The organism is Pedobacter sp. ASV12 (genome assembly GCF_016429155.1).
In the GTDB taxonomy this organism is placed as follows: Bacteria; Bacteroidota; Bacteroidia; order Sphingobacteriales; family Sphingobacteriaceae; genus Pedobacter.
This window is the reverse complement of sequence record NZ_JAELUC010000071.1, coordinates 1-23189: the sequence shown is the minus strand read 5'-3', so window position 1 is coordinate 23189 and position 23189 is coordinate 1. Positions and strand designations below refer to the sequence as shown.

The window sequence follows — 23189 nt, the reverse complement described above, 5'->3', positions numbered from 1 at the left end:
CCCCCCCCCCCCCCCCCCCCCCCCCCCCCCCCCCCCCCCCCCCCCCCCCCCCCCCCCCCCCCCCCCCCCCCCCCCCCCCCCCCCCCCCCCCCCCCCCCCCCCCCACCCCCCCCCCCCCCCCCCCCACCCACCCCATGTCGTGGTTCGTCGGCAGCGTCAGATGTGTATAAGAGACAGGGGATGGGGCACTTCGGCTATAGGCCTGTTGCCCAATTCGGTGTTAGTGTAGAAAGTAGCATCGAGCAGTGCAATATCTACCTGCTTAACCTGGTCGATAATATTTTTGTTCCACTTGCTCCATTTATCGATATCCGGGATGAAAAGATATTGCTTATTGGCGGTAGTGATTTTAAAACCTGCCGTTTCTGAATATTCGTCGCGGTGGGGCACCGTAAAAGCAGTAACGCTGTTGTTTTCGATGTTGAGTGGTTCATCGGTTTTTAAACTGATCAGGTCAATGTTTTTTAGCTTGACCAATTGGCTCCATGGGCCGTTTTGTGTTAAAAAAGCCTTCATTTGAGGAAGGACATAGACCTTTAATCCATTGGTATTCATGGCTTCCCGGCCAAATTCCATCAAACCAGTATAATGGCCAATATGGGCGTGGGTTAAGAAAACGCCTTCGGGCAGATAAGGATATTGGTTTTTGGTTTGATTTTTGAAATTTTGCAGTTGTTGCCTAATGTCGGGCGTAGCTTCGAAGAGCCACCATTTTTTGTGGGCAGGATCAACCAAAGCCAAGGCTACTACGTTGCGTCGCATTTTAGGATTGCTCCAGGCTTGGGTGCAACATGTTTTGGTACAACCCATTTGCGGGTAACCTGCATCTTGGGCCACGCCTAATACCAACAGGTAAGAAGTTTTAGGCTCCACGAAGCTAAATGCATTAAGTTTAGCCAATAAAAGGGCTATTGCTAAAATCAGTTTTCGAGGAGCCATCGCTTACATATTTCTTCTGTATTGTCCGCCAACTTCGTAAAGCGCCTTGCTGATCTGTCCCAAAGAACAGGTTTTACACACTTCCATCAATTTTTCGAAGATGTTTTCGCCAGCTATGGCCGCTTTTTGCAATGCTTTGAGGGTATCTTCGGTTTTGGCCGAATTTCTCTCCTGGAAGGCTTTAAGTGCTTCAATCTGGTATTGTTTTTCTTCTTCGGTGGCCCGGATTACTTCGCCTGGTACAATGGTTGGCGAACCGTTTTTGTTCAGGAAAGTATTGACGCCCACAATCGGGAACTCGCCGGTATGCTTCAAGGTTTCATAGTACAAGCTCTCTTCCTGTATTTTTCCCCTTTGGTACATGGTTTCCATAGCGCCCAGTACGCCACCACGGTCGTTAATGCGTTTAAATTCGGCCAGTACGGCTTCCTCTACCAAATCGGTCAAGTCTTCGATGATGAACGAACCTTGCAAAGGATTTTCATTTTTGGCCAGACCTAGCTCACGGTTAATGATCAGCTGGATAGCCATCGCCCTGCGTACCGACTCTTCGGTAGGGGTGGTAATGGCCTCATCGTAAGCATTGGTATGCAACGAGTTGCAGTTGTCGTAAATGGCATAAAGCGCCTGCAGGGTTGTTCTGATATCGTTAAAATCGATCTCTTGGGCATGCAATGAGCGACCAGAAGTTTGAATATGGTATTTTAATTTTTGCGAACGATCGTTGCCTTTGTATTTATTCTTGATGGCTTTGGCCCAAATTCTTCTGGCTACGCGACCAATTACCGAATATTCTGGGTCGATACCGTTACTGAAGAAGAATGAAAGGTTGGGCGCAAAATCGTCGATATGCATGCCACGGCTCAAGTAATACTCCACAAAAGTAAAACCATTACTCAGCGTAAAGGCCAATTGCGAAATCGGGTTGGCTCCCGCTTCAGCAATGTGGTAGCCCGAAATAGAAACCGAGTAGAAGTTGCGTACTTTCTCGTCGATGAAATATTTTTGGATATCGCCCATCATGCGCAGCGCAAATTCGGTAGAGAAGATACAGGTATTTTGCGCTTGGTCTTCTTTTAAAATATCGGCCTGAACGGTTCCGCGAACCGAGCTGATGGCATGTGCCTTGATTTTTTGATAAACGTCGGCAGGCAGCACTTCATCACCGGTTAGTCCCAATAGCATCAGCCCTAAACCGTTGTTGCCTTGTGGCAGTTCGCCTTGGTAAGTTGGGCGTTCAATGCCTTTAGCTTTAAAGATCTGCTTGATTTTTGCTTCAACTTCGGCCTGTAGGTTATTTTCGATAATGTATTTTTCGCATTGCTGATCGATGGCCGCATTCATGAAAAAGCCCAACAGCATAGGTGCAGGCCCATTGATAGTCATGGATACCGAAGTAGAGGGCGCGCAAAGGTCGAAGCCCGAGTAGAGTTTCTTGGCATCGTCTAAAGTAGCGATACTTACACCAGAGTTGCCGATTTTTCCATAAATATCGGGACGAACGTGCGGATCTTCGCCATATAGGGTCACCGAATCGAATGCGGTTGACAAACGATGGGCTGGCTGACCGAGCGAAACATAATGGAAACGCTTATTGGTTCTTTCCGGGCCTCCTTCGCCGGCAAACATCCGGGTTGGGTCTTCGCCCTCGCGTTTAAGCGGGAATACACCTGCTGCATAGGGAAACTCGCCAGGTACGTTTTCGGTGAGCAACCAGCGCAAAATATCGCCCCAATCTTCGTATTTAGGCAAAGATACCTTCGGAATTTTAAGCTTAGAAAGCGATTCGTAGTTTAAGGCCTGCTTAATTTCCTTGTCGCGCACCTTGTACACAAAGAAATCGGCTGCGTATTTTTCCTTTACGCTTGGCCATTGGCGCAATAAGCGTTTGCATTCGCCATCCAATTGTTCGTCGAGATAGCTGTAAGCATCGTTCAAGCCATCGCCAAAGCTGTTGTCGAAATCTTTAGCCATGGCCATTACACCCTGCAACTGGTACAGTTTGCGGGCAATCTGGCATTGCTTAGCTACCCATTCGTTATAGGTTTCGCTGGCTTCGGCAATTTCCGATAGGTAACGGATGCGGTCTGGCGGAATGATATAAATCTTTTCGGATTGGTTGCTGGTCATTTCCATGCCAGCTTTGAAATCGACATTGGTTTTGGCCTTTAAGCGATCCATTAGGGCAACAAACAGGTTGTTCATGCCCGGATCGTTAAATTGCGAAGCCATGGTGCCATAAACCGGAATTTCTTCGTCTTTGGCATCGAAAAGATTATGGTTGCGCTTGTATTGCTTGCGTACGTCGCGCAATGCATCTAAGGCCCCACGTTTGTCGAATTTATTGATGGCTACCAAATCGGCAAAGTCTAACATGTCGATTTTTTCCAATTGCGTAGCGGCGCCAAATTCTGGTGTCATTACATATAAAGAAACATCGCAATGCTCGGTAATCTCGGTATCGGATTGGCCAATACCCGAAGTTTCTACGATAATGAGATCGTAGCCAGCGGCTTTGCAGATGTCGATGCTCTCCTGAACGTTTTTAGACAGGGCCAAGTTGGCTTGGCGCGTAGCCAGCGAGCGCATGTAAACCCTCGGGTTGTTGATGGCGTTCATGCGGATCCTATCGCCCAAAAGTGCACCACCGGTTTTGCGTTTGGAAGGATCTACCGAGATAATGGCCAAGGTTTTGTCTTTTACCTCGATGAGGAAACGTCTTACCAGTTCGTCAACCAAAGACGATTTACCCGAACCACCGGTACCGGTTATCCCCAATACAGGCGCCTGGTTTTTGCTGGTCAGTTTTTTAAGCTCGTCTACAAACTGTTGTGCACCTTCTGGGTCGTTTTCGGCCACTGTAATTGCCGATGCAATGCTTTTCACCTCTTTTTGAGGAATATTTGTCAATTCGTTGGTAATGGCTTCGGTCGTAATGAAGTCGGTTTGCTCCAGCATGTTGTTGATCATGCCTTGGAGGCCCATTTTACGGCCATCGTCTGGCGAGTAGATCCTGCTGATGCCGTAAGCCTGCAGTTCTTCGATTTCAGATGGCAGGATTACCCCGCCACCGCCACCAAAAATCTTGATATGGCCCGCACCACGCTGTTGCAACAGGTCGTACATGTATTTAAAGTATTCGATATGGCCGCCTTGATAGGAAGTCATGGCAATACCTTGGACATCTTCTTGGATGGCACAATTCACTACTTCTTCTACCGAACGGTTATGACCCAAATGGATTACTTCTGCGCCCGACGACTGCAAAATGCGGCGCATGATGTTAATAGTGGCATCGTGCCCATCGAAAAGAGCTGCAGCGGTTACAAAACGGATTTTATGCTTGGGTTTATAGACTTGAACTTGCTCCATGGAGTATTTTATATTTGGTGAGCAAAGTTAACAAAAACTAGGTATTGAGCATAACCCCCACCGAATAGATACAAACGTTTGACATACAAAAAAGCCCTATCTTTATTGATAGGGCTTTTGAAGGTCATATGGCTTATTGGTGCGTGAGCTCTGTAATTGGCTCGCCTATGCAACCACTTGGCATTTGGATGTGCAGCATGGCGGCTAAGGTTGCCGAAATGTCGGTCATGTAATGGGTTTTGTTGGTTTTGCCTGGTTTTACTTTCCAGCCCATAAATACCAATGGGATGTGAGAATCGTAAGGATACCATGCGCCATGCGTAGTTCCCGTATCGCCACCATCAAACCAGTTTGGCTTCAGGATGAAATAGATATCGCCACTGCGACGGGCATTGTAGCCATTGGTTATTCTTTTTCTGATTTCTTCCGGAATGGTTGAGGTATTCATGATCTGCAGATCGACTGCATCGGCAATAGCCTCTTGTTTTCTCAGGTAATTTACGGTAGCCTGTTTGATTTCGGCAAAGTTTGCTTTTTTCTCGTCAATTACGCTATGGTCGAAATAAACCTCGTTGTTCATGACCGTAATTACGGATTTTTGCAATTTGAACTGGCTAACCATGATGCTATCGATGCCTTTGCGCAATTTAGAGTTGCTAACCAAACCTCCTGGCAATTTGTTCTCTTTCATAAATCCAGGAACGTGCGCTACCGCGTGATCGGCTGATAGGAAAAACAAATAATTGCCTTTGCCCAGGGTTTTGTCCAAATAATTGAAGAAGTCTTCCAGGTCTTTGTCTAAGCGCAAATAGGTATCTTCAATTTCGATAGAGTTTGGACCGAATTGGTGGCCAACGTAATCGGTTGACGAACAGCTGATGGCCAAGAAGTCGGTGTTGCCGGTTTGGCCCAGTTTTTCTTCTTTGATGGCAATTTTCGACAGGTCGAAGGTCATGGTGTTGCCATAAGGCGTGCTCCTGATCAAATCGTAGTTTTTGCCGATGGCATTGTCCAATTTGTGAGGGAAAGCCGAAGTATTTTCGCCCCTGAATTTGCCTTCATAAGGCTTATCGTCGGCCGTACTTTGGATATAAGTAGCAATTGGATATAAGGTATTCCAGTTTTTGGCGTAGAAATCGTTGGCTACTTTCCTTTTGTTGTAATCAGACACCCATGTAGGCAAAGTCTGCATGTAATAGGTGCTGGTAATCCAATCGCCGGTACCGCCATCGTACCAATAGGCTGCATTGGCTGCATGGCCGGCCGGTAGGATAGAGCCCCTGTCTTTTTGCGAAATACCGATTACCTTGCTCCTGAAATTGGTTGCCAGGCGCAACTCGTCGGTAATGGTAGTCACTAACATATTTTTTGGCGACATTTCGCCTGCTCTGGTGGTGCTGCCCACTGTTTTTACGTCTCTGTCTTCCGAGCAGTAAACATCCCGGCCCAGCTCCGGATCGTACCAATTGTTGCCAATGATACCATTAATGGCAGGAACTGAACCTGTATAGATAGAGGTGTGGCCACAGGCGGTGTAGGTTGGCGTATAGGGAATGAAGGTATTTTCGGCCGAAAAACCCTCGTTGATCAGACGTTTAAATCCGCCTTTGCTGTAACGGTCGTAAAAACGGTAAAGGTAGTCCCAGCGCATCTGGTCTATTACGAGGCCCACTACCAGTTTGGGGCGGGCAACGGTTGCCGGATAGTTGGTTGTAGTTGTGCTTGGCTTAGTCCACTTTTGTGCGAAAACCTGCACATTGAGTAATGCTAAGCCCAAAATTAGGGAATATTTGAATTTCATATGAGTTAAGTTATGCCGTAAAAGTAGCAATTGATGTGTGAAGTATGAATGAATTTAAGGTAAATAATGTATCATTTGTTATATCATTTCTGCTACAACAAAGGTACTTCCGCCTACAAATACCAAGTCTTTTGGGCCTGCGTTTTGCTTGGCATCGGCCAGGGCCAGGGCAACGTTGTTATAGGCCTTTCCCTTTAAACCAAACACTGCAGCCTGTTGGGCCAGTTCGTTGGCGGCCAGCGCCCTTTCCAATTGCGGTTGGCAGAAATAATAAATGGCATCTTTTGGCAGTAGTGCCAGTACGCCCGAAATATCTTTGTCTTTTACCATCCCTATAACCAGGTGCAACCTTTGGTGAGGCGTGTTTTTGATATTTTGCATCACTTCGGTAATTCCGGCTTTGTTGTGGCCGGTATCGCAGATAACCAATGGATTTTTGCTGATGGTTTGCCACCTGCCCTGTAAGCCGGTAAGCTTTTTTACGTTTTTTAGCGCTTTGTAAACAGCAGCATCGCTTATGGTATAGCCCTGTTTTCGAAGCTGTATAACGGATTCGATAACATTGAGCACATTTTTGAGCTGATAGGTGCCCGTAAGGTCGAGCGCTAATTGGGTAAAGATAACGTTGGCGCCTTCCAGTACATCAATAACCAAGTGCTGACCTTTTTGATGGCTATTGGCTACATGAAGATGAGTATCGGCAAAATAGATAGGTGCATTTTCGGCTGTTGCTTTTTGGATGAAAACAGGTTGGGTTTCAGGGTGGCTTTCGCCGATGACAACCGGAATGTTTTTTTTGATGATCCCTGCTTTTTCGAAAGCAATTTCCGGTAGGGTATCGCCCAAGATATTGGTATGGTCTAAACTGATATTGGTAATGACCGAAAGCTCTGGGGTAATGATATTGGTCGAATCCAGTCGGCCACCCAAGCCCACCTCAATAACAGCAATGTCTACTTGCTCTTGCGCAAAATAATCGAAGGCCATGGCTACGGTTACTTCAAAGAAAGAAGGCTCGATGGTTTCGATCAGTTGCTTTTGGCTTTTTACAAAGGCTTGCACAAAGGCTTTCGAAGCCATTTTGCCATTTACCCGGATACGTTCCCTAAAATCTTTGAGGTGTGGCGAAGTATATAGGCCTGTTTTGTAGCCGGCTTCTTGCAAAACGGCCGCCAGCATGTGTGAGGTAGAACCTTTGCCGTTGGTACCTGCTATATGGAGCGTTTTATATTTGTTTTGCGGATTGTCGAGTGCATTGCATAAAGCAATTGTGTTATGCAGGTCCTTTTTAAAAGCTACAGCGCCAACGCGGGTAAACATGGGCAGTTTACTGTATAAAAAATCAAGGGTTTTTGGATAGGTCATTGTCTTGCGATGAAGAGCAAAAATAGAAATAATTTCTTTCCTGTTCCTGAAGGGGATAAAGATCAAAGTATAAAGCGCAAAGAAGACAGCTGATCTGAGTTAACGAAAAACCCTGTCCCCCTTTGGAGGGGAAGGGAGAGGTGAGATTAGCTTTTCTCCCGTCTGTGAGCTATAGGCCGAGGAACAAGAAGGGCCAACAGCCATTTCATTTACTTCACCTCTTCGATTATTTTTGAGTCGATCAGCTTTTGGTAGTGTTTGGCATAACGTTTTAGTACTTTCCAATCGCTTAGTTGGGTTTTATCCTTAAACGTTACACTGTTTACGACCATCACCTTGCGGAAAAAACTGATTTGAATTTGTGGGATGGTGTCTTTCTCGAGGACCACGTTTTTGATCAGGTAATAGTTGATGCTGTCGCGATCTTTTTTTGTAGCATTGCTATCGAGCGTAACGTTAAAGCCTCGTTTCTCCAGATTTCTAATGACGTCTGACTTGCTATTTTTAATGTGGTATATTTTACCGATCTGCACGTCGCCGCTGGGTTTGATGTAGTAGCTTAGCGGGGGCGAAGTAGCCATGAAAGCAAAGGAGGTACAGAGTAAAATCAGTTGCGAACCCAGTTTGATGGCCCGAGAATGATTGACTTTTTGATGGTCTAGTTGCCACAATAGTCTTTGTGAAAAAGGCAGGATAAGCAACGCCAGAAAATCGGAAAGATCTACAACGCGCGTAAGTGGTATCGGCGCGATTTGGTTATAAAGTTCGATAAGAGGTTGCGAAATGGGCAATTTCCAACAGACAAAGAAAAGCCCACTGATAAGCGGAGCCTTTGATCTAAGCTTCGGGAATAAAAATGCAACAAAAAGTGGCAGGATCAATAAGCCAGCAAAATCAGATAATTTTCCGGTTAGCCAATTTCCATATTGCCATTTTAGCCAATGGTCGTTAAGTATTAAAACAATGACTCCGATTCCAAAAAACGGATTAACTATGAATGATGGATTGCGATTGCTGTACATAGGGATTGCCAATGCTTAAAAATAAGCAATCTGGCCACATTAATCTGTTAATTTTTGTTAATAACCACAGTTTAATGGCTATGTTTTCGACCAGCTTAAATCCTGCATGTTATGGCAAATCGTTCTCAACTCATGGGTAAGGAAAATTGAGAAAACGTTATGAAAGGCTAGCCACAATGGCCAAAAATGGCCTACTTCACCTTAAAGTTGAAAACCACTAATGCGGTTCTTAATTCTGGACCGTTTTCGATGGCGTCAAGTCTTGCATTCATCACGGCGCTTTCACATTTGCGGAAAAGTTCGGCATCAGAAAAGGTGGTGCCTTTGGCGCCAGCAGTAGCCGAAACTACCCTGCCTTGACGGTTGACCTGAATTTTTACGACAATTTTGCCCGTTTTTTGGCCATTGTCTTCAGGGGCCACCAAATTGGTGAATTTGCTTAACGGAATAGGGGTATTGCCATTTCCAGAGCCGCCTTCGCCATAGTTGGGTGCCAAGGGATCGCCATTGATGCTGCCCTGGTTGCCTGGCGTATTGCCGGTGCCATCGCCCTGCCCGGTGCCATTGTTCTTTTTGCCGGTGTACAGCGCATTTGGATTAATGGCTGGTTTGGAAGGCTTTTCTTCCTTGGTAGCTGCGGCTACCGTGGTTTTTTCCGTTTTGGTATTCACGGCAATGGCATCTTCGGTATTTTGGGTCTGTATGTCCTTGCTGGTGGCTGTAGGCGTATTGGGTGTCACCTTGGCTTCGGGAGTTACTTTATCTGGTAGTTTTTGGTTGGCATTTGGATCCATTGAAGGCTCCTCGATACTGGTATAGTCATCGCCCATACCTTCAGCGGCTGTGCCATAGTTTACCACCATGCCGCCCATGCCAAATTCCTCTTTGGGCTGGAAGCTGCCGATTACGATAAAAAAGCTAATCAAAAGCAGAAAGCCCATGATCCCTACGGAAATGGCTATCGCTTTCGGATAATTATTTTCTTCTTTATGTACCATTATTTTTTAGGCTCAACTGCTACAACAAGCTTTAATTTCAATTTGTTTGCAATGTCGTTTACTACGAATCCATCCTGGTAGGTTACATTGCGCGCAACATATAAAAGAATGGTCAAATCAGGTGCCATTTTTTGATATTCCGCTATCACAGGCTCCAGCTGGTCGATGGTTACCGGTTTTTTCTCTACGAAATATTTTAGGTTTTCATCTATGGTTACCGTTACGGCTTTTTTGGCAGTTGATTGCTGTCCGCTAGACGATTGCGGCAAGAGCAATTTAACCACCGTTGGATTGACTACGGCAGAAGCCAATAAGAAGAACAGCATCAGGAAGAACATGATGTCGTTCAGCGCCGATGTATGTACTTCTACACTTCCTCTTGTTCTCTTGCGTAAGTTCATTATTTGCCCGGTTCTTCTAATAGGTCAATAAAATCAATGGCATCGGTTTCCATCTTCAAGATGATCTTCTCTACCATGATATTCAAAATGTGGTATAACACATAGGCAATGATACCAATGATCAAACCCGTAGCCGAGGTAATCATTTTGGTATATAAACCGCCAGAAATGGTGCCGATTTCGATAGCACCCTTGATAGATACCTGATGGAAGATGGTGATTACCCCCACAATGGTACCCACGAAACCCAGCATCGGTGCGATACCGGCTATGATGCCCAAGATGCCGATATTCTTTTCGAGCTTGGAAACCTCGAGCTTTCCGGTGTTTTCGATGGCGCCTTCAATATCCTTGATTGGCCGGCCGATACGTTTCAGGCCTTTTTCGAGCATGCGGGCCAAAGGCGATTTATTGTTTTTGCACAAGGCGATAGCTGCTTCCAGGCGCCCTTCGTGTATGTTCTGTCTGATTTGGAACAACAGGTTCGATTCGTCTTTTGACGATTTGCGGATGGTCAAATACCTTTCGGTAAAAATAACCAGCGCCAAAAAGGCCAGGAAAGCCAAGGGGATCATTACCCAGCCCCCTTTAAATAAAAGGTCGATAAAATGGAGTTCTTTTTCGGTAGGAACGGCATTGGCCGCTGTATTGTTTGCACTATCTAAAACTTTTTGTAAGGTGTCTTGTGCTGCTAGAAGCAATGTCATCATGTTACTGTTTTTCGTTTTTTAATTTGATCGACTGTGTATAAATTCCTGGGTCTTTGAGTGCCTTTTGTAAACTGTCTTCGTATTTTTTGGCCAGTACAGGATTGGTAAATGTACCTGCACTGATATTGATTCTTGTCTTGGAGAGCCTTACTTTTTTGCCTGTGATTTTTCGGGTGGCCAGGTTGGCAATAATTTTATCGGCAACCTTGTCGGTTTTTACCGAAGCAATCAGCACCTCGTAAACCATTACATTGCTATCGATGGCCACGCTGTCTTTGCCTAAGGTTACCAAGGCATTGTTTTTGGCCAAGCTATCGGCTTTTGCCGTGTCTACTTGCTTCTTTAACGTATCGAGTGGCGCACTTGGTACATTTTGGTCGTGGGCGCCTTCAAAATTCTTCTTCAAATATCGGTTAAAGAATACCGGATTGATAAAATAGGCAATCGCCCCCAAGGCTATGATAACGAGCAGTATAATTAAGATCTTCATGAAGAAAGGCATGCCTTTTTTGGGCTCTTCTTCTTCGGTATAAACTTCGGTGTGTTGGTTGGGGGCAAACTGTACTTCGGCTTGTTTATCGGCCACTTCAACGGTTTCGATTTTTGGTGCTTCATCAACCGTCACCGGCTCCCTTACCGTTTCTGTAGTTTGTTCTTCTTCCCGAATATAAGCAGGAGGCGTTACTGCTGCTATTTCCTCCTGAACGGATTGTTCGTCGCTTTCGGCTTCAATATTATTTTCTTGAACAGATGCTCCTGCTCCAACCTCGCTATCGTCAACTACGGTTTCGATATGGGCTAGGGGCTGATCTGTTGTTCCATCGCCGGGATTTTCTTCTTCCAGTCTGTTTTCTTCTTCAATCTGTGCCAGGTCATCAGCTTGGACTAGTGTTTCTGCGGGTGCAACATCCTGTTGCTTGAGGTCTGCTAGCGTGGGCAAGCCATAAAATTCAAAGCCAAAGCTGCTTTCGGCTTCCGGTTCGAAAACAATTTCACCATTCACCAGCTTCAGTTTGCCTATGGGTTCCAGATCAGCTTCCTGATGGTCGTGCAGCTTGGCCTGGAGCTGCTCGGCAAACTCGCCAATAAAGTAGTTGCTCGATTCGATGCTGATGTTTCGTCGCAGACTGATAAAATTGGCCAGTTCTTCCTGTTCCTTTAGCTCGGTGGTAAAGGCCAGCGTGTAGCTAGGAGGTATGAAAGCATGCTGGGTGGCATCGTATTTACCAGGCGTCTTCTTTTTATACAGCGTACCCAAACCCACAATGCCCACGGTTTTGCGGGTTTGTAAAAGTTCGGTAAGGTATAATAGTATATCCATTCTGGTAAAAATAGACTTTAATATTTAATTTTCAATGAATGAATGAGTGAATGACTGAATTTGAATAAGTAAAAATAATTTATCACTCCTTCGTTCTCCCATTCAACTATTCTTTCATTCAATCATTATTTAAACGAATAGCTTACGCCGCCAAAAATGTTAAAGCCATTGGTGCGGTAATATAAAAACCTGCTGTAATTGGTGTTCAAGATGTTATTGGCTTTTGCAAAAACCGACAGCCTGTTGTTGATTTTGTAATCAGCACCCACGCCAAGGTCAACAAATCCCTTTACGTTAACCACGCTTTCTTTGGCCAGATCAGGAACTGGTGGATAAGTGCCGTCCGGATTTAGCGGATTAGCGTTGTATACTTTGGCTTTGCTGTCGTCTTGGATCACCACATTGGCGTTCAAGGTAAGCTTCTTGTTAAAGGTGTAGGCAAAGTTAGAGCTGATGCGCAGCTGTGGCTTAAAATAGCTGTCCTGCTCTGTAGCTGGTTTATAGTCTTCCATGTTCAGCTTTCCTGTCCATTTGAGCTCGTCGCTCACCTGTACCGAAATTTCGCCTTCTAAGCCCAGTAGTTTCATGTTGCCAAAATCGTATATGACATCGAATTTGTTGAAGTTGGCAAAGCTGTTCACGAACAAAGGCATATCGGTTATCTTTTTGCTATAAAACCTCGCTTTGTAGCCAAAGCCTGGTCCGCCAGTACCTTTGATGCCCCCACTGATGCTCAGTTTTTCTACACTGTTGCGAATGGCGATATTTCTGTTCAGGAATGGGTTTTCGTCGCTAAAGTTTTTCAGGGTATTGCGGTTTACATCGCCTTTTACTTCTCCAAATACCTGCAAAAAGTCTGGAATTAAAGTGAAATCGGCAGTTACGGCAGGGAAGATGCGGGTATCTGAATAATCGCCAAACTCCTGTACAAAATTAATTCCGGCGGTAATCTTTACGCCTTTGGTTTGCAGTTTGATATAAGGATTTAAGCGCAACAGGTTATTCGATACGCTGGTGTTGGCGTCTTTGGTATTGCCGATTTCCGTGTTGGCGGCCAAGCCCAGGTTAAAACCGCTGATCCTTTTATTGAGGTAGCCGGTAATGCTTACTGCCTTTTCGTTGGCGTCAAACTTATCGTTTAGCAAATAGGCATTGACCTTGGCGGCATAGCTCAGGGCATTTTCGTCGCTGGTAAATTTGTTTACTACTTCGCCCTCGGCCTCGAAAAAGTTGAATACCTGTCTTTCGGGATTTGGATTTAAGCTAGGGTTGGCATTGTCGATGCCGTAGAAAAACAAACCATGCCTTTCATAGTTCAAGCGGCCACTCAAAGTAGCCTTGTCGCCAATGCTGCGGCCAAAAACGCTCAGTTGCTGGTTGTTTTCGTTTTGCTTGTTCAGTTTGCCTTCTTGACTGAAATGCCTGAAAAACGCGCCTGCCTGCAGGGCTTCATCGCGACCGATGTTGACATAGGCTTCGCCTAATAGCGTGGCCAGAGAACCTACGCCTCCTTTTACATAGCTGTTCATCAGCTCGGCCTGGCGCTCATCTGCCAGTTGTTGTGCCTGTAGCTTTTGGATATCGGAATTCAATTCCAGTTTGCGGTCGGTTAAGCTGTAGTTGAATTTGGCCTTGTAGGTTTTAACGTTGCTCAAATCTGGGCTTCTTCTCAGTTTTACCGCTTCGGCCAATACAGGTTTGTAGGGTCTGATCACTTCAATTTCTTCGCTTACTGCTTTTTCTGGTGGCTTTACATCCTGTGCCATCAAAGTCGTAGCGCTTGCCGTTAAGAGTAGTAGGGTAGTATATAGGGTTTTATATGATCTCATCTTCATCTGCTAGTTTATTTTTGCTAATTTTTCTTTGGCGGTAGGCACAATGTCGTCCTTGCCTTCGTAATTGTCAATGATGCTTAAAAGCGTGCTCTTGGCCTGTAGCTTATCTTTAAGGGCCAAATAGTTGTCGGCCAATAAAATAAACGACTTGGCTACCCAATAATCATACGATGGCATGTTATTGATCAGGTCGAAACAGGTTTTCTGCGATGTTTTGTAGTCGCCTTTGGCATATTGAACGGCAGCCAAGTTGTATTTGGCTTCGGCAGCGGCAACGGTTTTGGTTTTGGCCACTACGTTGTTGAAAGCCTTAACCGCTTGTACCGTATCGGCCTTGAGCAAGTAGGCCTTGCCGGCAAACAAATCTGAGCTGTTTTTTTCCTCTTCGGAAGCTTTATCCGCATTTTTGATGATGTCGGCATATTTGATCATATCGTCGGCCATGCCCAAAGCGTTGTAGGCTTTGATGAGGTTGTTGATGGCATAGTTGTAATGCACTTTGTAGTCGGCCGTAGTTTCGAGCCTTTTCAGGTAAACGATGGCTTCGTTGTATTTTTTCTCGTCCATCAGCACCTTCGATACGCTCATGAGCGAACGCTCGGTGTAGTCGCTGGTCCAATCGTTCAGAATGTAATCGTAATCGGCAATGGCTTCTGATGAACGGCCCAACTTAACCAGCGATTCGGCTCGGATAAATTTGGCTTCTTTGTCGTGGATCGGCTTAGGGAATTTCTCTAAATAGGCATTGATGGCTTCGTAGGTGCCCTGTGCATCGCCTTTGAGGTACCTGTTGTTGGCCGCCTGGAACATGATGTTGTCTTGTTCGCTCATCGAATAGTTGCCCAGTGGCGTAGTGGCCGCATAGGCAATAAAGCCGTTGGCATCGCCTTTGTCTACATAAATATTCTTGATCGATTCTAGCGCCTGTTTGGCCTCTGGCACGCTTGGATAGTCACGGATTACCTTTTTGAAAGATTCGAGCGCCGAATCATCCTGGTCCTGATTGTACTGTACCAAGCCAATGGTTACCAAGGCACGTGGCACGTAACTGCTTCGCGGATATTTCGCTACCAAATCAACCAAGTCCGATTTCGATTTATCGAAGTCGCCTTTGTTGAAGTAAGTATAAGCGGTTTCAAAACCGGCATCGTCGGCATAGTTCGAGTTGGGGAACTTGTTCAACAGGCTCTGCATCGTGGCGATTTTGGTATCATCTTGCTTTTGCAGGCCATAAATCATTCCTTTTTGGAACAAGGCATAATCTTCGCCGGTAAGCTTGCCGTTGATGATCTTATTGTAGTTGGCCATCGCTTCGCTGTAGTTTTTGTTCACGAAATACGAGTCGGCCAAGCGCAAGGTGGCGTCGTTAACGGTTTTGGCATCTTTATCGTTGCCTTTTAAGAAACGCTCGAAATAAGTGGCTGCCTTCGGATATTTTTCATCTTCGAAAGCGGCATAGCCCAGGGCATAATTGGCGAAATTGTATACTTCTGTTTGGTCGGCGTCGGGTAGTGTCAGGAATTTCTCGAAAGTTTTAACGGCTTCGCCAAATTTGCGCAGCTCATACATCGATTCGGCCATCCAGTATACGCTTAGGGCATAGATTTCCTTGTCTTCGTTAAAGTTGCCCGAACGCAAGAACATCGACAAGGCGTTAGGAAAGGCTCTTTCGTTATAAAACTCCAATCCACGGAAGTAAGTTACTTTTTGGTAAGCCGCTTTGGCCTCTGGAGTTTTGTTTTGGATAGGTTCCAGAATATCGATCGCGGCCTGGTAGTTCTTGCTGGTCAGTAAGATTTCGCCCAACAAGGTTTTGGCTTCGTTTATTTTTCTGGAATTGGGAAACTGTTTCAGGAAGTTTTGCGTAGCTTCTAAGGCTTGCGAGTTGAAATCCAGTTCATAGCTCAGCTTGGCATAATTGTACCAGGCTTCTTCTTGAATTACTTTGTCGAGATCCAATCGCGAAGCCCTGAAAAATGCGCTTCTGGCTTTTTCCTTGTTGTTCAGCTTTAGCGACGACTGGCCCAAGGTGTACATCCCGTTTTGCAGGTACACATCATCGGTATTGAGTTTTTCCAATACGCCTACCGATTCTTTGTATTTGCCGTTTTGAAACAAGGCATAGCCGTACTGGTAAATGAAAAGATTGTTTTTGGTTTGGTTCTTGTCTTTGGCGTAGAATTCGGCAAAATATTTTTCAGCGTTTTTGAATTCCGATTTGGCAAAATAAGAAGCAGCCACCAAGCTGAGCATTTCTGGCTCATATTGTTGCTTGGTTTTGGCCATGGCCGGAATGGCATAGTCGATTACATCGTCATAGCGCTCGTCCAAATAATACATCGAAGTGATGTAGTACGGATAGCTAGCCTCGTAAGTTGGCGAGCCTTTGAGCTTTTCGAAATTGGCCAAAGCGGTTTTATACTCCTTGTTCAGGTAGTTGATGTAGGCAAAATAGTAGGTGGCACTTTCTTTAAAAGGCGAATCTTCTTTTTTTACGGTTTCGAACAAGGGCTCAGCCTTGTCGTAGTTTTTAAGCTCAAAATACGAATAGCCTTGTTTAAACTGGTATTCGACACGTTCTTTCTGCGAGAGGGAACCAGGTTCTGTTTTTTCGAACCACTCTAGAGCTTTTGCATAGTTTTTTTGCGCGAAATAAGATTTGCCTACATGGAAATAGGCCAGTTTGGTATTCGGATTGAGCGGATATTCTCTAATGAACTCCTGAAATAAGGCTTCGGCATCGGCATTGCCCAGTTCTAAGGCACAAACGGCGGTATAAAACTTGGCATTTTCTTTCAGCAAGCTCAGTTCGGCATTGCTTACCTGTTGGGTACTGCTTTTGCTCCTTACTTGTTCTACCAGCTTAAATTGTTGGGCGGCGGCAACGTATTTTTCGTTCTGCAACAGCTCCAGGCCGGTTTGGTAGTTCTTATTGAGGCTGACTAACGGACTGATTTGGGCAAAACCGGCGCTTATGCCGCCAACTAAAAAGAGGGGAACAAAGAGAAATTTCTTCTGCATAGATTTCAAATATGGTTGCTACTAAAGTAAGGCATCTAAAAGTACATATCAACATAAGAAATTAACATCTGTTGATAACACAGGTTTAACGAATGGTTTTTTGAAATGGTATAGCTAAGGCGATGTTGTGGAAAAATTTGGGGAATTTAGAGAGGCGGAAGGAAGAGGGCGTGAAGGCTGAAGGTAGGGCTGACAATTCAACAACGAAAATCAAAGCACGGAATCAGTGGTGAGGCCAAACCCGTTTACTATTCCCTATTGCCTTTTAACTATTCCCTTACTGTAAACCGCAGGCTATGAACTAATAACTAATCCTTCTGACTAGCCAGTAAATACAGCACTGCCATACGTACCGCTACGCCGTTTTCTACCTGGTCGAGAATGATCGATTGCTTGCTGTCGGCTACGTCGCTGGTAATCTCCACGCCACGGTTAATCGGGCCGGGGTGCATTACTACGATTTCTTTGTCGAGATTGTCGAGGATTTGTTTGTTGAGCCCATACATCATTGCATATTCGCGTTGCGACGGGAAATACTTGATGTCTTGTCTTTCTAACTGGATGCGAAGCATATTGGCCACATCGCACCAATTGAGGGCTTTGATCAGGTCGTGTTCTACTTTTACGCCCAAACCCGCTATGTGTTTCGGAATTAAAGTGGTTGGTCCGCAAACCATCACTTCGGCGCCCAGCATTTGCAGGCACAAGATATTTGAAATGGCTACACGCGAGTGGAGGATATCGCCCACAATCACTACTTTTTTGCCGGCAACATCACCCAATTTCTGGCGGATGGAATAAGCATCGAGCAAGGCTTGCGTAGGATGCTCGTGTGCACCGTCGCCGGCATTTACAATTTGGGCCTTTACATGTTTGCTCAAAAACACGCCCGCACCGGCATAAGGATGGCGCATCACCACCATGTCGACCTTCATAGCCAAAATATTGTTTACGGTATCGATCAGGGTTTCGCCTTTGCTTACCGAAGAAGAAGAGGCTGCGAAATTCACCACATCGGCCGATAGCCTTTTCTCGGCCAGCTCAAACGAGAGCTTGGTACGGGTAGAGTTTTCGAAAAAGATGTTGGCAATGGTGATGTCTCTCAGCGAGGGAACTTTTTTGATGGGACGGTTAATCACATCCTTAAAATTATCTGCAGTTTCAAAAATCAATTCAATATCGTTCAGGTTAATATCTTTAATGCCTAAAAGATGTCGTGTTGATAGTTTTTCTGCTGCCATTTCTATGTTATTGCTTGTCTGATAATAAAATCACTTTGTCTTCGCCTTCGTTTTCCTTCCAGCTTACCTTTACTTTCTGCGAATCAACGCAGTCTACCTGTTGGCCAATATAGTTTGGCTCGATAGGCAGGTGTCGCGAAAACCGGCGGTCTATCAGCACCATGAGTTCTACTTTTTCAGGTCGGCCATAAGCTAAAAGCGCATCCATGGCGGCGCGAATGGTCCGGCCTGTCCATAAAACATCGTCAATTAAAATAACCTGTTTGCCTTCGATGATAAAGTCGATGGTATTGCTGCTTGCGGTAACCAATCCGTCTTTTCTCCTAAAATCGTCCCTAAAAAAGGTAATGTCCAGGTGGCCTTTTTTAATGGCATCTGTTTGAAGGATATCAGAAAGTTCTTGCTGTACGCGATCTGCAAAATAGGTGCCTCGGGGCTGGATACCAATTAAAACAGTATTCGAAAAATCGGTGTGATTCTCAATTAGCTGATGGCAGAGACGCCGAATTGTGATTTGGAATTTTTGACCGTCGAGGAGGGTTTTCTTTTGCATTGCACAAGGATTGGGCAAATATAGCAAAGATTAGGAAAAAGTAGAAAGTAGAAATTAAAAAGTGTTGGAGGGCTTTTGAGTTTGTGGAATTAAAGATGAGAAGGCCGAAACGTTTAGCATACAATTTTGCAGCTAAACCTGTTACCTAAAACTTATAACGCAGCGCTGACAACCGGCTACTGATAACTAAAAACTAAAAGGTAACTTTGGGCTATGGAAAGAGTAATCTTCTTTGATGGTTTTTGTAACCTGTGTAGCGGGGCGGTACAATTCGTGATCAAGAGAGACAGCCAAAATCTTTTCAGGTTTGCTTCTTTGCAAAGCGATTACGCCGCCAGTGCACTAAAGCAGTTTGATTTGGAGCCCGCCCAGGCCGACAGCATCGTGTTGCTGGAAAATGGCAAGGTCTATCAGCGCTCTACGGCCGCCTTAAGAGTTGCCAAAAAACTCAAGGGCTTATGGCCCTTGCTGTATGGGTTCATTATCGTGCCCCGCTTTATCCGCGATGGGGTTTACAATTTCATCGCCAAAAACCGCTACAAATGGTTCGGCAAGCAAGAGAGCTGCTGGGTGCCAACACCTGAGCTTAAACAGCGATTTTTAGCTTAATCGGCCTGTTTGGGTTTGGGGCGCCACAACCAAAGGCTCAGCACGATTAAAGGGATAACAATGCTCAGGCTAACCAAAATAAGCTGGTTCCTTTGTTTGGCAATTTCGGCGTCTGCAGTGGTAAAGATGTAATAGGTTTCCTTAAGCACATAAAGCGTAAGCAGGCTGCAAAGTATGGCAAGTATTTTTCTGGTCATTGGGCTGTTGTTAAGCTAGCTAACGAAATAAATAGTAAATAGGCAACTGGTAAAATTAAAGAGAAAATGCATAACTATGCCATACCAAAGTGTATTTTCTTTGAGCCTCATCTTGGCCAGTACCAAAGCCAGGGGCAACATCCAAAAAAACGACAGCAAGCTGAGGTGCATCAGGAAAAAAAGAAAGGAAGTGATATAAATGGCTTCTTTCTGGTCCAAGATGCCCAACAGTTTTTGCATGAGGTAGCCCCTAAAGCCAAGCTCCTCAAAAATGGCGGGGAAAACGGCAATAGAAACCACCATGATGTAATTTCCATAAGGATGGGCGCTGTACAGGCTTTCATAGGAATAATGCGCCTCTAGGATATATTCATTGAGCAGTATGACCAGAATTTGGACAATCAGCGATGCGATGGGCGTAAGTACAACAACAAGCAGCAGCTTTTTGATAGAGAAATTTGGCCACCTTAGCAGGTGCTTGTTCTCCTTCCAGGAAGCGGTAAAGAAAAGCAACGTCAAAATGGCAAAGGTTACATCGAGAAATATACTGAGTCCAAGGCTTGGTTGCTGAATGATTTGTGATAATAGGCAAAAAGCAAGGACGAAGCCTATAAAAAGAGCACCCTGTTTAAGCGATTTCTTTTTGTTTGACGAGGCAAGCTGCTCTTGGTAATTTTGGGGCTGGCCACAATACTTACAGAAATTACTTGTAGCCACAATTTCAAGTTCGCAATGTGGGCAGGTTTTAAGTTCAGTGTTTGATAGCTCCAATTATTTGATGTTTAGCTCTTTTTTGATTTTTTCCACCTCAAATATGGCCATTATGCCCTTGACCAAAAAGATGATGACAAGGATTTTAAACACAAATGCCGAAAAAATAGAGCTTGGTTGTACAATGGCATCCACCAACAGGAGAACAACGAAAAGCGAAAGGCCCGAAATGATCGCGGCGGCAGGCTTTTGCTTGCTCCATGCACCTAGCGCTAGAAATGCACCTATAATGATAACAGCCGTGAGAAAAAATACGGTAGGATCTTCTTGGGTTGGTCCTACAAAATAAAGGAAAGTAAAAGAAACCGTCAAAATACCGGCTACCCAATAGAGCGATTCGCAGGCTCTTTCTATTTTTTTGTTCAAGGCTATCAAGTCTATTTCTTTGGTTGCCCGGTTGGCTATAAAATGCTTTTGTTCTTGGGGTTTACCTTGTAGCGGATAGCCACAGGTATTGCAAAAAGCGTCGGTTGGTTGATATTGGTGGGCACAATAGGCACAGAAGTTTTGTTCTTGATTTTCCATGGAAGCGTTATCTGACCATAAATATAAAGCAAGCGACCAATCCAAACAAAATTTTTGCCCATTAAGGAAAATTAATTCTCTAGGTATTTCTTGCTGTAGGTAATGCCCATTAAATCGTAGCGCCTGTACTGGGTTTTCATGCGTCTTAAAAAATCGTTATAGTTCCTTTGTGCTTTAGGTGTCCACAGCATTTCGCTCAACGCATCCAGGCGCGGAAAGATCATGTACTCTACTTTTGCCGGATTGGCAATATACTCAGACCATAAATTACCCTGCGCACCCCAAACATAAGCCGCTTGGTCAGGCGTAAGTACCGACGGCACCGGTTCATAATTGTAAACGCTTGCCAAAGGCAGGTATTTGTTGGCCGTTAAACTGTCTTCCTGCATAAATTGTTTGTGGTTGAAATAAAGCTTTTCTTCGGGCGTCATAATAACCTTATGGCTTTGTTGCGCTGCGGCGATGCCTCCTTTTTCGCCACGCCAGCTCATCACGATGGCATTAGGAGCCAAACCGCCGTCTAAGATTTCATCCCAGCCGATAATGGTTTTGCCTTTGCGGTTTACAAATTTTTCTATCCTGTGGATGAAATAGCTCTGCAGGGCGCTTTCGTCTTTCAAGTTGTTGTCTTTCATGAGTTGTTGCGAAACCTCCGAACTTCTCCACCAAACCTTCGAGCCTTCGTCGCCACCAATGTGGATGTAGGGCGAAGGAAACAAAGCCATCACTTCGGTTAAAACGTCTTCTAAAAATTTGAACGTTTTTTCGGTAGGTTGCAGCACATTGTTGTATTTGTTCATCATGCCCCAGGTTTGCGCCACTTCGTACTTTTTGCCAGGCTCGGTGCCCAATTCGGGGTAGGCGGCCAAAAGTGCCATGCTGTGTGCCGGCATTTCAATTTCCGGGATAATGGTGACGTAGCGTTTGGCCGCATAGGCAATCACTTCCTTGATTTGCTCTTGCGTGTAAAAGCCGCCATAACGGATGCCGTCGGTTTTGATCTTGGCGTCTTTTGGCGTGATTCTGATTTCTTTTGGCAATACTTCATACTTGATGTTTTCGTTGCCCACACCTGGCCACAAGCCAATGATGCTGCCGTCTCGCCAGGCGCCGATTTCGGTCAGTTTGGGATATTTTTTGATTTCGATGCGCCAGCCATGGTCGTCGGTTAAATGCCAATGGAAATAGTTCATTTTATGCAGGGCCAGGTAATCGATGTATTTTTTGATAAAGGCTACATCGAAAAAGTGCCTGCTTACATCCAAATGCATGCCACGGTAATCGAAGCGAGGGTAATCGGTAATGGTAATAGCGGGTACTTTTATTTTGGTTTGGTCGGTTTGCGTAGGCAACAATTGTATCAATGTTTGCACTCCATAAAAAACAGCAGCATCAGAGTTCCCTGTAATGGTAATCCCTTTGCTATTGATGTCGAGCAGGTAAGTGTCTTTTTGGGGACCTAAGTTTTGGTCTAAAATCAAGTTAATCGTATTTTCCTTTTGGGGCAGATCAGGGGTGACGAGATAAAGCTTAAAATACTTTTGAAGGTAATCTTTTAAGAAAATTGAGGCATCCATTAACGATGGGCTGCTATAGGTAATTTTAGAGTTGGCATCGATCTGGTAGGGCTTACTCGACAGCTTCAGATTGGTTGAAACCGGTTTTGGAATGATACTGATTTCCTGGGCAGAAAGATGATAAGAAAAGAAAAATAGGAATAGAATGCTCGCTGTTTTCATGGGTTTTACTTTTTGCCTAGTACCTCTAAGGCCTTTTTTATATAAAGATCATTGTTTTTAGTGCTCTCTTTGGCTTCGATTTTAAACTTAGGTATAAGGCCTTTTCCGATTTCGCTATATTCGTTTTGGAGCCTGTCTATGGTATTACCTTCGGTAAGCGCGATAAAAGCACCGTCGGCCAGCTTATGTTCTTGGTTTCCAGAAGTTAGGCCAGCGGTATTTTCTCCAATGAAGCTTACGTTTTGTTGACCGGCAAATGCAATGGCCGCAAATTCGCCAGAGCTGGCTGTTCCCTTATTGATTAATATAGAAATAGGCTCTTTCAAGGCCTTTAGTCTTAGTTTATTGATGCTGAAATGGTGCATCACCTTGTTGTTCTCGTATAGTTTTCCGTTTTTATAGCCAAAATAAAGCACCTTGCCAGCTCGGTCTTTCATGCCAATTACTCTTGTATGATCAAGAAAAGGCGATATGGCCGCATACATCGGATAAAACATACCACCTTCGTTGTCTCGAAGGTCGATGATCCATCCCTTTGGCTTTCTTTGTTGCAATTTGGCCACTTTGAGGTAAAAGGTATTTACATATTCATTCCAATCGTTAAAGTTGTAAGAAGCAATAGAGGGAAGCGAAATATATGCATACCGATTAGCTAAAAAAGCGGTATCTATTACTGGAAACTTTTGTCCTGTAGCTCTGTACCCCAATAAATAAGCCTTTACCATTTCTGGTGGGAAGAATTTAGAATGCGCATCTTTTAACTGTGCCA

Annotated in this window: 19 protein-coding genes; 1 reads left to right on the top strand and 18 read right to left on the bottom strand. The window is 44.9% G+C overall.

Annotated features, from left to right (window positions below; translation table 11 throughout):
* Positions 1-156 precede the first annotated feature (156 nt).
* The 13 genes from JHD69_RS15135 to pyrR form a co-directional block, all read right to left on the bottom strand.
* Positions 157-900 carry an MBL fold metallo-hydrolase gene (locus JHD69_RS15135; protein WP_199141182.1) on the bottom strand — a complete coding sequence of 248 codons (744 nt, stop codon included), beginning with the start codon at positions 898-900 and terminating at the stop codon, positions 157-159.
* Positions 901-942: 42 nt separating this feature from the next.
* Positions 943-4311 carry a methylmalonyl-CoA mutase family protein gene (locus tag JHD69_RS15130; protein ID WP_199141181.1) on the bottom strand — a complete coding sequence of 1123 codons (3369 nt, stop codon included), beginning with the start codon at positions 4309-4311 and terminating at the stop codon, positions 943-945.
* A gap of 133 nt (positions 4312-4444) precedes the next feature.
* Positions 4445-6112, bottom strand: a complete 1668-nt coding sequence (gene pafA, locus JHD69_RS15125) for an alkaline phosphatase PafA (protein ID WP_199141180.1) — start codon at positions 6110-6112, stop codon at positions 4445-4447.
* A gap of 78 nt (positions 6113-6190) precedes the next feature.
* A complete protein-coding gene (locus JHD69_RS15120; RefSeq protein WP_199141179.1) occupies positions 6191-7477 on the bottom strand; it encodes a bifunctional folylpolyglutamate synthase/dihydrofolate synthase in 1287 nt (428 codons plus the stop codon).
* Between the two features lie 209 nt (positions 7478-7686).
* The gene (locus tag JHD69_RS15115; protein ID WP_199141178.1) at positions 7687-8058 is read right to left on the bottom strand and encodes a hypothetical protein; all 372 of its coding nucleotides are present in this window, start codon (positions 8056-8058) and stop codon (positions 7687-7689) included.
* A 632-nt stretch (positions 8059-8690) separates the two neighbouring features.
* A complete protein-coding gene (locus JHD69_RS15110; protein ID WP_199141177.1) occupies positions 8691-9497 on the bottom strand; it encodes an energy transducer TonB in 807 nt (268 codons plus the stop codon).
* Positions 9497-9898 carry an ExbD/TolR family protein gene (locus JHD69_RS15105; RefSeq protein WP_199141176.1) on the bottom strand — a complete coding sequence of 134 codons (402 nt, stop codon included), beginning with the start codon at positions 9896-9898 and terminating at the stop codon, positions 9497-9499. Before JHD69_RS15105 ends, JHD69_RS15110 begins: the two co-directional genes overlap by 1 nt.
* Positions 9898-10608, bottom strand: coding sequence for a MotA/TolQ/ExbB proton channel family protein (locus JHD69_RS15100; RefSeq protein WP_199141175.1), 711 nt, complete (start codon positions 10606-10608; stop codon positions 9898-9900). Before JHD69_RS15100 ends, JHD69_RS15105 begins: the two co-directional genes overlap by 1 nt.
* A 1-nt stretch (position 10609) precedes the next feature.
* On the bottom strand, positions 10610-11929 hold the full coding sequence (locus tag JHD69_RS15095; RefSeq protein ID WP_199141174.1) for a hypothetical protein: 1320 nt from the start codon (positions 11927-11929) through the stop codon (positions 10610-10612).
* A 125-nt stretch (positions 11930-12054) separates the two neighbouring features.
* The gene (locus JHD69_RS15090) at positions 12055-13758 is read right to left on the bottom strand and encodes a TonB-dependent receptor (protein ID WP_199141173.1); all 1704 of its coding nucleotides are present in this window, start codon (positions 13756-13758) and stop codon (positions 12055-12057) included.
* 9 nt (positions 13759-13767) lie between these two features.
* Complete coding sequence (locus tag JHD69_RS15085) at positions 13768-16785, bottom strand: tetratricopeptide repeat protein (RefSeq protein WP_199141172.1); 3018 nt, start codon at positions 16783-16785, stop codon at positions 13768-13770.
* Between the two features lie 308 nt (positions 16786-17093).
* A complete protein-coding gene (locus tag JHD69_RS15080) occupies positions 17094-18026 on the bottom strand; it encodes an aspartate carbamoyltransferase catalytic subunit (protein WP_199141171.1) in 933 nt (310 codons plus the stop codon).
* A 7-nt stretch (positions 18027-18033) separates the two neighbouring features.
* The gene (gene pyrR, locus JHD69_RS15075; protein WP_199141170.1) at positions 18034-18579 is read right to left on the bottom strand and encodes a bifunctional pyr operon transcriptional regulator/uracil phosphoribosyltransferase PyrR; all 546 of its coding nucleotides are present in this window, start codon (positions 18577-18579) and stop codon (positions 18034-18036) included.
* 213 nt (positions 18580-18792) lie between these two features.
* Between pyrR and JHD69_RS15070 the strand changes: the two genes are divergently transcribed.
* Complete coding sequence (locus tag JHD69_RS15070) at positions 18793-19188, top strand: thiol-disulfide oxidoreductase DCC family protein (protein WP_199141169.1); 396 nt, start codon at positions 18793-18795, stop codon at positions 19186-19188.
* Here JHD69_RS15070 and JHD69_RS15065 read toward each other — a convergent pair.
* The 5 genes from JHD69_RS15065 to JHD69_RS15045 all read right to left on the bottom strand — a co-directional run.
* Positions 19185-19385, bottom strand: coding sequence for a hypothetical protein (locus JHD69_RS15065; protein WP_199141168.1), 201 nt, complete (start codon positions 19383-19385; stop codon positions 19185-19187). The genes JHD69_RS15070 and JHD69_RS15065 overlap by 4 nt on opposite strands.
* 15 nt (positions 19386-19400) lie before the next feature.
* Complete coding sequence (locus JHD69_RS15060; RefSeq protein ID WP_199141167.1) at positions 19401-19904, bottom strand: CPBP family intramembrane glutamic endopeptidase; 504 nt, start codon at positions 19902-19904, stop codon at positions 19401-19403.
* Between the two features lie 252 nt (positions 19905-20156).
* A complete protein-coding gene (locus JHD69_RS15055; protein ID WP_199141166.1) occupies positions 20157-20681 on the bottom strand; it encodes a zinc ribbon domain-containing protein in 525 nt (174 codons plus the stop codon).
* Between the two features lie 71 nt (positions 20682-20752).
* Positions 20753-22420, bottom strand: a complete 1668-nt coding sequence (locus tag JHD69_RS15050; RefSeq protein WP_199141165.1) for a beta-N-acetylhexosaminidase — start codon at positions 22418-22420, stop codon at positions 20753-20755.
* A 5-nt stretch (positions 22421-22425) separates the two neighbouring features.
* Positions 22426-23189: S41 family peptidase (locus JHD69_RS15045; protein WP_199141164.1), on the bottom strand; the 764-nt coding region annotated here is incomplete at its 5' end.

Excerpts from the sequence above, each read along its gene's own strand:
- pyrR (WP_199141170.1), bottom strand. The coding sequence starts at position 18,579 with ATGCAAAAGAAAACCCTCCTCGACGGTCAAAAATTCCAAATCACAATT.
- JHD69_RS15080 (WP_199141171.1), bottom strand. The coding sequence starts at position 18,026 with ATGGCAGCAGAAAAACTATCAACACGACATCTTTTAGGCATTAAAGAT.
- JHD69_RS15090 (WP_199141173.1), bottom strand. The coding sequence starts at position 13,758 with ATGAGATCATATAAAACCCTATATACTACCCTACTACTCTTAACGGCA.
- JHD69_RS15085 (WP_199141172.1), bottom strand. The coding sequence starts at position 16,785 with ATGCAGAAGAAATTTCTCTTTGTTCCCCTCTTTTTAGTTGGCGGCATA.
- JHD69_RS15100 (WP_199141175.1), bottom strand. The coding sequence starts at position 10,608 with ATGATGACATTGCTTCTAGCAGCACAAGACACCTTACAAAAAGTTTTA.
- JHD69_RS15115 (WP_199141178.1), bottom strand. The coding sequence starts at position 8,058 with ATGGCTACTTCGCCCCCGCTAAGCTACTACATCAAACCCAGCGGCGAC.
- pafA (WP_199141180.1), bottom strand. The coding sequence starts at position 6,112 with ATGAAATTCAAATATTCCCTAATTTTGGGCTTAGCATTACTCAATGTG.
- JHD69_RS15110 (WP_199141177.1), bottom strand. The coding sequence starts at position 9,497 with ATGGTACATAAAGAAGAAAATAATTATCCGAAAGCGATAGCCATTTCC.
- JHD69_RS15055 (WP_199141166.1), bottom strand. The coding sequence starts at position 20,681 with ATGGAAAATCAAGAACAAAACTTCTGTGCCTATTGTGCCCACCAATAT.
- JHD69_RS15130 (WP_199141181.1), bottom strand. The coding sequence starts at position 4,311 with ATGGAGCAAGTTCAAGTCTATAAACCCAAGCATAAAATCCGTTTTGTA.
- JHD69_RS15050 (WP_199141165.1), bottom strand. The coding sequence starts at position 22,420 with ATGAAAACAGCGAGCATTCTATTCCTATTTTTCTTTTCTTATCATCTT.
- JHD69_RS15120 (WP_199141179.1), bottom strand. The coding sequence starts at position 7,477 with ATGACCTATCCAAAAACCCTTGATTTTTTATACAGTAAACTGCCCATG.
- JHD69_RS15070 (WP_199141169.1), top strand. The coding sequence starts at position 18,793 with ATGGAAAGAGTAATCTTCTTTGATGGTTTTTGTAACCTGTGTAGCGGG.
- JHD69_RS15105 (WP_199141176.1), bottom strand. The coding sequence starts at position 9,898 with ATGAACTTACGCAAGAGAACAAGAGGAAGTGTAGAAGTACATACATCG.
- JHD69_RS15095 (WP_199141174.1), bottom strand. The coding sequence starts at position 11,929 with ATGGATATACTATTATACCTTACCGAACTTTTACAAACCCGCAAAACC.
- JHD69_RS15065 (WP_199141168.1), bottom strand. The coding sequence starts at position 19,385 with ATGACCAGAAAAATACTTGCCATACTTTGCAGCCTGCTTACGCTTTAT.